Annotated in this window: 11 protein-coding genes; all 11 read right to left on the bottom strand. The window is 65.6% G+C overall.

The window, feature by feature from the left end:
- Nucleotides 1-2: 2 nt before the first annotated feature.
- A complete protein-coding gene (locus ACN9MY_RS10955) occupies nt 3-2,024 on the bottom strand; it encodes a secretin N-terminal domain-containing protein (RefSeq protein ID WP_426170593.1) in 2,022 nt (673 codons plus the stop codon).
- Nucleotides 2,021-2,581 (bottom strand): hypothetical protein, encoded by a 561-nt coding sequence (locus tag ACN9MY_RS10950; protein WP_426337318.1) that lies wholly within the window; start codon nt 2,579-2,581, stop codon nt 2,021-2,023. Before ACN9MY_RS10950 ends, ACN9MY_RS10955 begins: the two co-directional genes overlap by 4 nt.
- Nucleotides 2,578-3,108: a hypothetical protein gene (locus tag ACN9MY_RS10945; RefSeq protein WP_426170589.1), complete on the bottom strand. Its 531-nt coding sequence runs from the start codon at nt 3,106-3,108 to the stop codon at nt 2,578-2,580. Before ACN9MY_RS10945 ends, ACN9MY_RS10950 begins: the two co-directional genes overlap by 4 nt.
- Entirely contained in the window at nt 3,105-3,650 is a 546-nt protein-coding gene (locus ACN9MY_RS10940; protein ID WP_426170588.1) for a hypothetical protein, read from the bottom strand. Before ACN9MY_RS10940 ends, ACN9MY_RS10945 begins: the two co-directional genes overlap by 4 nt.
- Nucleotides 3,647-4,426, bottom strand: a complete 780-nt coding sequence (locus ACN9MY_RS10935; RefSeq protein ID WP_426322345.1) for a hypothetical protein — start codon at nt 4,424-4,426, stop codon at nt 3,647-3,649. The genes ACN9MY_RS10940 and ACN9MY_RS10935 overlap by 4 nt, the downstream gene beginning before the upstream one ends.
- A complete protein-coding gene (locus ACN9MY_RS10930; RefSeq protein ID WP_426322343.1) occupies nt 4,419-6,104 on the bottom strand; it encodes a GspE/PulE family protein in 1,686 nt (561 codons plus the stop codon). Before ACN9MY_RS10930 ends, ACN9MY_RS10935 begins: the two co-directional genes overlap by 8 nt.
- Nucleotides 6,101-7,285 carry a type II secretion system F family protein gene (locus ACN9MY_RS10925; RefSeq protein WP_426170585.1) on the bottom strand — a complete coding sequence of 395 codons (1,185 nt, stop codon included), beginning with the start codon at nt 7,283-7,285 and terminating at the stop codon, nt 6,101-6,103. Before ACN9MY_RS10925 ends, ACN9MY_RS10930 begins: the two co-directional genes overlap by 4 nt.
- Nucleotides 7,286-7,304: 19 nt before the next feature.
- On the bottom strand, nt 7,305-7,739 hold the full coding sequence (gene gspG, locus ACN9MY_RS10920) for a type II secretion system major pseudopilin GspG (RefSeq protein ID WP_426322341.1): 435 nt from the start codon (nt 7,737-7,739) through the stop codon (nt 7,305-7,307).
- A 164-nt stretch (nt 7,740-7,903) separates the two neighbouring features.
- Nucleotides 7,904-11,077 (bottom strand): S8 family serine peptidase, encoded by a 3,174-nt coding sequence (locus ACN9MY_RS10915; RefSeq protein ID WP_426322339.1) that lies wholly within the window; start codon nt 11,075-11,077, stop codon nt 7,904-7,906.
- 31 nt (nt 11,078-11,108) lie between these two features.
- Nucleotides 11,109-11,777, bottom strand: a complete 669-nt coding sequence (locus ACN9MY_RS10910; RefSeq protein WP_426337317.1) for an NF038120 family PEP-CTERM protein — start codon at nt 11,775-11,777, stop codon at nt 11,109-11,111.
- A gap of 357 nt (nt 11,778-12,134) precedes the next feature.
- Nucleotides 12,135-12,491, bottom strand: coding sequence for a hypothetical protein (locus ACN9MY_RS10905; protein ID WP_426170578.1), 357 nt, complete (start codon nt 12,489-12,491; stop codon nt 12,135-12,137).
- Nucleotides 12,492-12,537 lie beyond the last annotated feature (46 nt).

Below are 12,537 nucleotides of genomic sequence, written 5' to 3'. Positions count from 1 at the left end.
GCTTACTCTTTACGCTCCGTGCTGGCAGGCGGCTGCACGGTGTTGGCCGGCGCGGGCGCCGGCGGCGGCAGCGGCTTGGTCACGCTAGACGCGGGGCCGGGCTGGGTGTTCGACAAAGGCAGCTTCTGCGGCGCGGACAGGTCGGCCGGGGCTGCTGGCGCGGCGCCAGGGGTCGGCACGGCGGTCGGCACGGCTGCCGGTGCCGCCTCCTGTGCCGGAGCGGCTCCGGCCGGGCGTGCACCCGGCAACACCACGGCCTGGCGCGGCGCGACATCAGGCTTGCGGCGGAAGTTCGCTTCGGTGCCGGCCGAGAATTCCGCGGCCGAGATTTCCGGGCGCTGCAGGTTGCGCACCAGGTGCGGCGTAATCGACAGCACGATTTCGGTTTTCTGGTTGTCGTCGGTCTGGGTGCCGAACAGGCGGCCCAGGATCGGCAGGTCGCCCAGGCCCGGCACGCGGTTGCCCGTGCTGCGCTCTTCGCTGTTGATCAGGCCCGCCAGCACCTGGTTCTCGCCATCCTTCAGTTGCAGGAAAGTGGAGGCCTGGCGCGTGCCGATCTGGTAGGCGGTGGTGCCGGTGGCGGTGGTCACCCGGTCGATCAGGTTCGACACCTCCAGCGCAATGCGGATGCCCACTTCGTTGTTCAGGTAGATGATCGGCTCCGCATTGAGGGTCAGCCCGACGTCGACATAGCTCACCGACTCCGAGGCGAAGCCGCCCGTGCCCGGCGAAATGGTGGTGGTAATCACCGGCACCTTTTCGCCGATCACGACCTTGGCTTTTTCCTTGTTGCGCACGCGGATGCGCGGGCTGGCCAGCAGGTTGGTGTCGCCGTCGGTCTTCTTGATATTGACGGTCGTGCCGAGCGCGGACACGCCGATGGTATCGCGGTTGATGGAATCGAGGTCGCGCAATCTCAGCTTGTCGCCGGCGCCAGCGCTGTTCAGCACCGACAGCCCTACCGTGTTCGGCCAATCCACGCCCAGCTTCAGCAGGCGGCTGCGCTTGACCTCCAGGATCTCCACGTCCAGCATCACTTCGGGCTCGGCCTGGTCTTGCGTGGCGATGATTTTCTCGGCCAGCTTCACCGCGTCGGCGCTGTCGCGCAGGATCACCAGGTTGAGCTTTTCGTCGGCCACCACGTCGCGCGACTTGAGAATGGTTTTCAGCGTGTTGGCGACAGTCTTGGCTTCCGCGTTCGACAGGTAGAAGGTACGCACCACCGTTTCCTGGTACTCCTTCAGCTTGGCCGCCGTGTTCGGGTAGATCAGGATGGTGTTGGCATCCATCACCTGCTGTTCCAGCTGGTTCGTCATCAGCAGGAAGTAGATCGCCGATTCCACCGTGCTGTTCTTCAGCATGATGGTAGTGCGGGCGTCGCTCTTGACGTCCTTGTCGAAAATGAAGTTCAGTCCCGATCGGCGCGAAATGATGTCGAACACCTGCTTCAGCGGCGCCTCGCGGAATTCGATCGTGATCGGCGTCTTGTAGGCCTTGGACAGGCCGCTTTCAGCCGGCGGCTGCGGCATCTGCTCATTGATCTCGCGCATCATGGCGCGGGCGCGCGCATGGTCAGGCTTCTCGGCCAGGATGGTGCCGATGCGGTTCTTCGCCGCTTCGAATTCCTTCTGCTCGAGGGACGCGCCGGCCTGCGCCAGCAGCTTATCATGGCGATCGGCCATTTCCAGCGAACGCAAGCCGGCGCGCGCGCGCTCGTTCTGCGGGTCCATCGACAGCACGCGCTGGAAATTTTGTGCAGCCGGGACGTATTTGCCCTCGTTCACGAACTGGTCTGCCTGCACCAGCAGGCGCGCGCTGGCCCGGTCGCGGGTGTCAAGGTAGGCGGAGCGGTAGATCGCGTTGTCCGGTTCCCTCCGCATCGCTTCCTGGTATTTCAGCAGCCCCGCTTCCACCTGGTCCTTTTCGACCAGGTTGCGGCCGTCGCGGTAGGCCATTTCGGCCGCGCAGCCGGACAGTGCCAGGACCAGCACGGACAGCGACAGCGTTCTCAGACTTGGCTTCACTCAATCACTCCAATATTTAACTGCTGCACCTGGTTCATGGGCAGGTAGGTCATCGTCAGGGTTGGCGGTGCAATGGCATCCACGCGGTAAGTGCCGTCAATCTGCATGCCTTTTTTCACAACAAAGGTTTGTTCGCCGCGGCCCAGGTAGACTTCCCACTGGCCGTCGGCGGCCGCCTTGCCCAGGAACTGGAACGGCAACGGCGGCGCGCTTGGCGGCGGCGGGGGCGGCGGCTTCAGTTCCGCTGCCGTTGGCGGCGGCGGTGGCGGATTCCAGTTCTGGCCGCCGAACACCCCGTCCTTGCTCTTGAAGGAACCTTCGCCAACTTCGCCAATCAATTCTTCGCGCGGCACCAGGCGCAGGATCGATGCTTCGCCCAGCGCCCCCTTGGCCGCACTGTCCGCCTTGGTGGCGGGCGCCACGCTGGTTGCCGGGGCGCGCGCAGGCTTGCGTTCGACCGCTTCCGCCACCGTGTCGCTGGGCGCCTTGTCGCCGAACAGCACAAGCGCGGCAGCCCCCGCCAGCGCCACGCCCATCAGCATGTGGCGAGGCTTCATGGTTTCTCCTTCAGGTACAGCGTAAAGCGCATCCGCGCCTCGACCACCGGTTCGCTGATGGTTTCGCGGCGGAAGGCGATGTCGTCCAGCGCCGCGAACGGGATCGCCGACAGCGCCTGCATGCTGAACTGCCAGATATTCTGGTAGGCGCCTTTCAGCGGCAGCGTCACCTGGTAGGCGGACACGCCACTGGCCTTGTCTACGCTGAATTTGTAATCGCCCTGCTCCAGCGCCAGCCCGGTCTTGGCAGCGATGTCGAACAGTTGCTTGACCTGCTGCTCCGCCAGGCGCTTTTCGCCCAGCGTGGCATAGAAATGGGCCAGGTTCTCGTTGGCAGTTGGCGGCGGCGCCGCTTGCACCAGCACCGGCGGCGCCGGCGGCAAAGGCTCGGCTGCCTGCTGGCGCGCCTTGAGCGACCATGCCAGCGCACAAGCCCCCGCCAGCAGCAGCGCCAGCGCAACGCAGCCGGCAACGCCAAGGCGCATCGCCACCAGGCGCAGGCGCAGCAACAGGGCGGCAAGGTTCATCGCGCCCTCCATTGCACTTCCACCTGGAACCGCAGCGGGCGGTTCGGGTCCTGGTCGTTGATTTCATGGCGCAAGAGCGCCGCGCCGGCGAAGAATTCCTGCTGCTTCAATTGTTCGATGTAGCCAACCATGTCGTCGCTGTTCTTGGCCTCGGCCGTGATTTTCAGCGTTTGCTTGCGCGGGTCGGGGTCCAGCGCCAGCAAGGCCACGGCCGGCGTATTGGCGGCTGCAACGGCGTCCTGCAGGTCGCGCCATGGCAGGTTCAATTGCAGGATGGCGGCGTTGACGGCCACGGCCTGCGCTTCCGGAATCACGGTTTCCGGCTTGCGCTCCGGCGCACGCACGGCGGCGGCTTGCTTGCGCTGCTGGGCGTGCAGGCTTTCTTCGCGCAGCGCTTGCTGTTTTGCGGCCTGCATTCCGAAGGCGGCGCCGGCCAGAAGCAATGCGGCGCCCAGCGCGCCGGCAGCCAGGAAGGCCGGATGCACGCGATACAGCGTGCCGCGCCAGCTCGCAGCGGCGAAATCGATCTGCATCGGCCTCATGCTGCCACTCCCAGCGCGGCGGTGGCGATATGCTTGTCGCTGCCGGCCGGCTTTGCCAGCGCCGGCGGGATGTCGCCGCTCAACTGGATCAGCGCCGGCGGCTGAAGGCCAAGCAGCAGCGCCTCGCGCTGCGCCGCTTGCGTCAGCCAGTAATGATCGGCGCCATGCGGAATCGCGACGTGGCGCACGGCGCGCAACTTGCCGTCTTCGCAGGCCGCCAAGGCCAGCACATTGTCTTGTGCCACGCCGAACCAGGCGTCGTTCTTCAAGGCGCCGGCATGGCGGTTCCAGGCCGCCACGAAATGCGGAACGATGGCAATGACGGCCAGGCCATGCTGCGCAGCGGCGTTTTCAATGGCGGCCTTCAGCAAGCGCGGAACCGCAGCGGCCATGAAGGGGGCGGCAGCGTTCCAGTCCGCGCTGACGTGCCAGGCGGCAGGGGTTTCACCGTACAGCGTGTAAAACCGCAGCGCGGCGGCGCCCTCCAGGTCGGCCAGGCGGGCGGCCTGCACCGGCGGGGTTACCTGCCACAGCCGCACGAGTTCATCGGACAGGACAAAGCTGGCGCACATGCCGGCGGCGTCCTGCCCCGCCAGCAGCGCGGCCAGCGCGCCAGGCAAGGCTTCTGCCACGCCGGCCGGCCCTGCGGTTCCGGCGGCCAGGCCTTGACCGGCCAGCAGTTCCGGCGCGGCCGGGCTCCAGCGCCGCACGCGCAGCAGGCGCAAGGCTTGCGGCGTGACGTCGATGCGCAGCGATTGCGTGAAATTCTTAAGCATGCAAGGTCACCCGCTTGATTTCTGCCAGGGTCGTATCGCCGCGCCGCACTACTTCCAGCGCCGCGTGGCGCAGGCTGCGCGTACCGTTGGCATAGGCGGCCGCCTTGATCTGGCGGATCGGCCGTTTTTCCACGATCAGTTCGCGGATTTCATCGTTCAGGGTCAGGATCTCGGCGATCGAACGGCGCCCCTTGTAGCCGGTGCCGCGGCAATCGCCGCAGCCCTTGCCTTCCTTGAAGCTGTATTCGTAGACGTCGGCGCGCGCCAGCCCCACGCTGGCCAGTTCCTCGTCGGACGGCGTCACTTCGACCGCGCAATGCGGGCAGTTGATGCGCACCAGGCGCTGCGCCCAGATGCCGTTCAGGGCCGACACGAATGCGTAGGGATCGATGCCCATGTGGGTAAAGCGACCGAACACATCAAATACGTTGTTGGCGTGGACGGTGGTCAGCACCAGGTGGCCGGTCAGCGCCGATTGCACGGCGATTTCCGCCGTTTCGCGGTCGCGGATCTCGCCCACCATGATCTTGTCCGGATCGTGGCGCAGGATCGAGCGCAGGCCCTTGGCGAAGGTCAGGCCCTTCTTTTCGTTGACCGGGATCTGCAGGATGCCCGGCAGCTGGTATTCCACCGGGTCTTCGATGGTGATGATCTTTTCGCGGCCATTGTGGATCTCGGTCAGCGCCGCATACAGCGTGGTGGTCTTGCCGGAACCGGTCGGCCCGGTCACCAGCAGCATGCCGTATGCCTCCTGCGCCAGCGCACGCAAGGTCGACAGGGACGACTCGTCGAAGCCCAGCGCTTCCAGCGTCAGCGAGCCATAGGATTCGATCATGGCGCGCTTGTCCAGGATACGGATCACTGCGTCTTCGCCATGGATGGAAGGCATGATCGATACCCGCAAGTCGATCTCGCGTCCCATCGATTCGACGCGGAAGCTGCCGTCCTGCGGCACGCGCCGCTCCGCGATGTCCAGTTCGGCCAGCACCTTCAGGCGCGAAATGATCTGCTCCGCCACGTCGATGCCGTTGACGGCCGTGGCATGGTCCAGCACCCCGTCCACGCGGTATTTGACCGCCAGGCCGCCGGCGGTCGACTCCAGGTGGATGTCGGAAGCGCCCGCCTTCAGCGCGTCGTACAGGGTTGAATTCACCAGCCTCACGGCCGGGCTGGCGCCCTCCGACACCGAGGCAAAGGACAGCACCGCAGCCGTCTTGCCGTCGCGCCGCGTGCCCTCCGCGCCCGACACCAGGGTGTCGACGGCGCGCGCCGATTCTTCCTGCTTGGACAGGTAGGCCTGGATATCGGCCTGCAGCGCCAGCCGCAATTGCAGCGGCGCCGCCGCCGAGCAGCGCGCCTGCGTCGCCAGCCAGGTCTGCAAATCGAGGTCGAAAGGATCGGCAATCACGCCCACCGCCGCCCCCTCGTGTGAACGCAGCAGCACGCAGTGGCGCGCCATCGCTTGCGACAGCGGCAGCAGGTCGAAGGCCGGCGCGAAAGCCAGCATGTCCGCCGTTTCCAGCACGGCCAGGCCGAAAGGCTGGGCCAGCGCCCGCACCGCCATGCGCGGTTCAATGCCGGACAATTCTTCCAGCTCCTCCACCAGGCTGCGTTTCGACAACGCGCTTTGCGCGCGCGCCTTCGACAGCAGGGTTGCGTCAAGCACCGGCAAGGTCATGCCATTTCTCCGGCCAGGTCAAAAATCGGCATATACAGCAGTACCACGATAGCCCCCACCACCAGGCCGATGCCGGCCATCAGCAGCGGTTCAAAAGTACGGGTGAAGCGGTCGATCCAGCGCCCGATCTCGCCGTCGTAGAAGGCCGCCGACTGCGTCAGCATCGCCCCCATCTCACCGGTGCGCTCGCCCACGCGCAGCATGCGCAGCGAAATCGGCGTGGTCAGTCCGTTGGCCTCGAAGGCCGACGACAGCGGCAAGCCCGCCTCGATCATGGCGCGTGCGCCCTGCAGGCCCTCTTTCACATTGGCCGACACCATGGCCTGCACCGTGTCCACCGCATTCAGGATGGTGATGCCGCCTTCGCTCAGCATGCCCAGCGTCAGGTACAGGCGCGACAACTCGTAAATCTTCACGCGTTCGCCCACGCCCGGCAGGCGGGCCAGCAGGCGCGCCATGCCGCCGCTGCGCACCAGCTGGCGCACGCCAAATACCGCGCTGCCGATCGCCGCGGCAATGCCGGCCAGCAGCGGCAGCGTATGCGCGGCCGCAAACTGGCCCCAGCTCAGCATCACTTGCGACATCCACGGCAGGTTGCGCCCCGCGCCCTGGTAGACCTCGGCAAAGCGCGGCACCACATAGGCAATCAGGAACAGCGACACGCCGCCGCCCACCAGCAGCAGGATGCACGGATAAATGGCCGCGCTCACCAGCTTGGCGCGCACCAGGTCCACCCGCTGCTGGTAATCGATAAAACGTTCGAGCGAGCGCGGCAGGTCGCTGGTGCCTTCGGCCGCCTTGACAATGCCCACATACAGCGGCGGGAACAATTGCGGCTGGTCCGCCAGCACCGTGGAAAAACGCTGGCCCTCGCGCAGCCCGGCCAGCAGGCGTTCCAGCACGCCGCGCGTGGCCGGCGCCGATTCCTTTTCCAGCAACGCTTCCAGCGCCTCCACCACGCCCAGGCCGGCGTTCAGCAGCGCCAGCAGCTCCTGGCTGAACAGCACCAGCGAGAGCGCCTTGGCTTTGCCTGCGCGCAGGCCGGCGCTGCGCGGCGTGATGGCGCTGACAAACAGGCCGCGCGCTTCTACCTGGCGGCGGGCATCGGCCTCGTCGCGGCCGTCGACCACCATCTGGCCGATAGCCATGTCCGGCGACAGGGTGCGAACGTCGAACTGCATAATCCAGTCTGCGCTGTTCTTACTGGGCGCCGATGTCGGCGTTCTCGCCTTCGCCGCCCGGCTGGCCATCCTTGCCGAGGGAGATGATCTCGTATTCAGCCTTGGCGCCCGGCGCCTTGTACTGGTAAGGACGGCCCCATGGATCGGCCGGCACAACCTTCTTCAGGTAGGGGCCATTCCATTTGGCGCCCGCCGTGGCCGGCGCCGTCAGCAGCGCAGCCAGGCCTTCTTCCGTGCTCGGATAGCGGCCGACATCCAGGCGGTAGGTGTCGAGCGCCTTGTCGAAGGCTTCGATCTGCGCCTTGGCGACCGTGACTTCGGATTTACCCAGCTGGGAGAAATATTTTGGGCCAACATAGGCGGCCAGCAGGCCGATGATGACGATCACCACCAATAACTCAAGCAGGGTGAAGCCGGTGGCGCGGCGCTGACCTTGAAACTTTGCTACTTGCATCCGGACGACTCCTATGATGACCGCTGAAGAAACTCGCAAGCCTACCATGCGGTTTAAGTATTCAACAACATTTTGCGCAATAGTGTGTGTCTTTGCAGTCAATGGCAAAAAAAAACCGCCCGGACGGCATGCGTCCAGGCGGTTTTTCACTCAGCCAGCCGCAATCAGTCCTGCAGCTTGGCCTGGGCGCGGTCCGAGTCCGCCGCCGGCACGGTGGCGCTGCCGGTGTTCACGTTGACCAGGGTGGTCGCCTGCACGGTGCCGCTCAGGTCCTGGAACTGCACGCCGCCGACATAGCTCTGGTTCTCGTCCAGGCCGGCCCAGCTCACGCCCACGATCGCGTTGGCGCCGCTGTACACGCGGCCTGGCAGGGCCGCTGTGAACTGGCCGCCGCTGTCGCCCGGGGTCACGATCCACGATGCCAGCTTGTGCTGCATCGCTGCCGGGTTCTCGCCGCCGTAAGCCACCACGCACACCTTGTAGTTGCCAGCTGCCGGCGATGCCACCTGCACCGCTTCGGCGCTGCCGTCATGGCCGGAATAGTTCCAGCTGCCATCCGGCGCCAGCATGCCCAGGTCATGGTCGTCGCTGGCGTTGCCGGTATCCTTCTGGAACAGTGCGAAGCGCGCCGCTACCGCGCCGGCCGGGATGGCGACGTTGTAGACCTTGACGTTGGCGGTATCGGCGCCGGCCGCGCAGGCCGTCTTCAGTGCCGCCGAGCTGAGGCCTTGGGCAGCCAGCGTGACGCTGTCGCCGAAGGTGGCCGCTTTCAGGCCGCCCTTCAGCGCCGTCATGCGGCCGCTGAAGGTGGTGCGCACGGTGAACAGGCGGGTGCCGTCAGCCTTGTCGCCAGTCATCAGCGCCGGCGCAATGACCGGCTTGGCGGTGCGGGCCTGGATCGGGCTGCGCACCACGTGGTTGCCATCGCTCCATACCAGGCTGCCGAACTGCCACGCGGTTTCCGGCGCCGTGGTGCGGGTCAGCTTGACGGTGAAGCTGCCGGTGGCGCCAGGCGCCAGGGTCAGCGTGGAAGGCGTCACCACGGTGCTGAAGCCGGCCACCGAGGCGCTGGCATTGTAGGTGGCCGTTGCGCCGCCCACATTGGTGACCTTGCGCCTGATGGTGACGCTGTTCTGGATCGCGCCGGCCGTGATCGATGCCAGGTTCAGGTTGTAGGTCTCATCCAGCGTGCCGTAGGTGGTGCAGTCGGAAGCCGGCTGCACCAGTGCGCGGTTCACCTTGCACTGGTAGGCCACCAGTTCCGCCTTGCCCATGTCGTACACCAGGCCAGGATCGTTGGCCTTGTTCGGCGCCACATGGCCGGCACCCTGCGACCATGACAGCTTGCCGTTTTGCGCGCCTGCCAGGCCGTCGTCCAGCGTATCGTATGCCGTGGTCATCAGCGCCGACTTGATGGCCGCTGGCGACCAGTCCGGATGCGCCTGGCGCAGCAGCAGGCCGAGGCCGGCCACGTGCGGGCTGGCCATGGAAGTGCCCTGGATCGACGCATAGGCTTGCTGGCCCGGCGCGCCGGCTGCCACCGCTGCCGTTTCGGCAGGGTTCAGCGGTGCCGCGTAGCTGGCAATGATGTCCACGCCCGGCGCGGTGACGTCCGGCTTCAGGATATTGCCGTCGCCCATGTTCGGGCCGCGCGAAGAGAAGCCGGCCATGACCGGCGCCGGCTTGGTGCCAGGATAGAAGGCGCTCAGGGACGCGGTAGCGCCGGCAGCTTGCGCCACGGCGTAGGCCTTGATGGCGCTGCCGTCGGCGGCGCTCACGTGCACGGTTGGCACCGAGTGGATCTCGCTCACCAGGCCGGTGCCGTTGTCGCTCAGCACCATGCCGACGCCGCCGGCGTTCAGCACGGCCAGGCTCTTGTCGACGCGCGCGTTGTTGCCGCGGGTGCAGATCACCACCTTGCCGGCCACCTTGGCCGGGTCCAGCAGCACCTGGCCGGCCGGCGGCGCGGCGCTGAAGCACAGGCTGGCGTTGCCGCCGCCCACGCCTGCATCTTCGGCGCGGATCAGGGCCGTATCGGGCAGGCTGTTCAGGTTGTTGGAGGCGCCGAAATACTTGCTGCCGTTGCCCAGCTTGACGTCGGCCTGGAACTTGCGGTCATGGGTCGATGCGCCCACGGTGGTCAGCCATGGGCTGATGTGGGCCACGGTATTGGCCGGGCCTGCGTTGCCGGCCGACGCAGCCACGAACACGCCTGCCAGCGAGGCGCGGTAGAAGGCCTGTTCAACGGCATCGCCGGTGCTGGTCTGCGAACCGCCGATCGAGAAGTTGATCACGTTGACGCCATCCTTGACGGCGTCGTCGATCGCTTGCACAGAGTCCGAGTTGTAGCAGCCGTTGTTGACATTGGTGCCGTCGGCTGCGCCCTCTTCGGCCGTGCTCCAGCACACCTTGTAGGCGGCCACGCGGGCGCGCGGCGCCATGCCGGAAGTCAGCCCCATCGGAACGCCGCCGATGGTGGCCATCACATTGGCGTTGCCGGCTGCGGTCGACGCGGTATGGTCGCCGTGGCCGCCGTGGCCGATGGCATGGCCGTCGGTGCCGGAGCTCGAATCGCGCGGCGAGAAGTATTCAGTCCAGTGTTTCGGCTTGCGGGTGGCCAGGAAGCCGGAGTTATAGAACTTGGCGCCCACCAGCTTGTTGTTGCAATGCTGGGCCGGGTCAAAGCCCTCGCCCGCCACGCAGCCGCCCTTGAAGGTCGACGGCGGCGCGGTGTAGGCCAGGGTGCCGGCCGGGTCGAAGGTCGGCACCTCGTTGGCATCGACACGGTCGGCAAAGGCCGGGTTTTCCGGCCAGATGCCGCCGTCGATCACGCCGATCACCAGGTTTTCGCCCTTGACCTGGCTGCCGCCGGCAAATTGCGACCACAGGCCATTGATGGTGCTCAGGCCCAGGAAGCGGGTAGTGGACACGGTGTCCATGCGGCGCACGGCGTCGGCCTGCACGTCGGCCACGGCCGGATTGGCCTTGAGCGCCAGCACTTCGGCATCGGTCAGCATCACGGCAAAGCCGTTCAGCACCACGTCATAATTGCCGACCACGGTCGGATTGCCGACGCTGGCCAGCACTTCATCCTTCTTGGCGCCCAGGTAGCTGACGTAGTTCTGCACCTTGGACGAGCGGTAATCGAAGACTTCGCCCTTGGCCGGCTGGGTGGCGGCCAGGCCGGTGACGCCGCCGGTATAGGTGGCGGCCGGCTGGTCTTGCAGTTGCACGATATAGGCCTTGCGCTCTTCTTGCGCGGCGGCGGACAGGGTAAAGCTGGACAGCAGCGCCAGCACTGCCAGGGCGGCTGGACGGCGTTTCAAATTCAGTTTCATGGAATCTTTCCGGTTCAGGTTAGCGGGAGGTTCAGCGCACGCGGCGGCGACGGCTGGCCAGGGCCAGGCCGCCCATGCCAAGGCCAAACAGCGCCAGGCTGCCCGGTTCCGGGATAGTCGCAATATCGTCGATCGCGAAGTTCGCCATGCCGGCGCCGCGGAAGCATTGGCCAACGTCGTCGCACTGCAGGCCGAACACCAGCACGGAGTTGTAGTAATCGGTCAGCTTGCCCAGGTTGAAATGCTGGAAGCTGAACTGGCCATCTTCCGGCGCGGCCAGGGCCAGGCGCACCAGCGGGCCCAGTTCCTTGCCCGCGGCATCAAAGCCCTGCAGCAGCAGCTGGCCGGCCATGTCCGGGAAGCTCTGCTGGCCGGCGCCCACGAAGCTGGCGTTCAGGCTATCCAGGCGGAAGGAAGTATTGTCATTGCGGCCGAAATAGAAATAACCATCGTCCAGGCCGGCGTAATACTGGCTGGGATTGTTGACGGGGCAGCTGGCCGAGACGCACGTTTCCGGCTCGCTGCCTTTGACAAAGACCCCCACCAGATCGCCCAGCTGGCTACCGCCATAGGCTTCCATCCAATAGTCGCCAATCTGGACATGCTGGCCAGCCGTCACCCATGGCGATTGCGGCTTGCCCTCGAAACTCAAGGTTCCTGCCTGGGCGACGCCGCCAATGGCCAGCGTTGCCGCCAACATTATTTGACCGAATGCTTTTCCTGCGCGAGGTGCTTGATTATTAAAAAATTTCAACTTCGATTCCTCTGCGAATTATCATCATGACAGGCGATGGCGGAACTTTTGCTCCGCACCGCCCGGCTCCACTACAACACGGTTGCTTATCGAGCAACTTTACTTGTGGAAAATTTTCTAACCACAAGTTGCCGGTAGGAAGCATATTTCATGCCAAGGAAATAATTATCAAAAGAATCAATATGTTATCTTGGCAAGATTTATTTAACTACAAAAAGTGTAAAGATTTCCGACACTTTGCATACGAATGCACGACAAAAAGCCGACACTTGGCCGGCTTGGTCGGGGGAGGAAGAAAGGAGGTCAGCGGTCCAGCGCGCCGCCCAACTGGCATTTGCCGGCCACGCAGGCAGCGCCGGGATCGGCCATGAAGCGGCAGTCGCTGGCCATGCCCGAGCGGGCATTGGCATCGCTGCGCTCCTTGCGGTAGCGCTCGGCGAGCTGCGCGACCTTGGCGGGGTCGCTGCGCACAGTGGAATAGGCAAGGTAGCCTTCCGGCCCGCCGCAGGATTTGGCGCCGAGCGGCACAGTCCGGCACTGCTGGTCGCTGTCGCAGCCAGCATCGCGGCCCATCGCGCGCAACTGCGACAAGGTGTCGGGGGTGGCGTGGCTGCAGGCAGCGGCGCCCAGGCAGGCCAGCAGGATGGCAAACTGTTTCATGACATATTGCTCCAAAGGCGATGGCCTATCATCGGCCCCGCCGCCC

Source organism: Pseudoduganella sp. R-31, from assembly GCF_049913235.1.
GTDB lineage: Bacteria > Pseudomonadota > Gammaproteobacteria > Burkholderiales > Burkholderiaceae_D > Rugamonas.
This window is presented reverse-complemented; position numbering and strand designations above follow the sequence as displayed.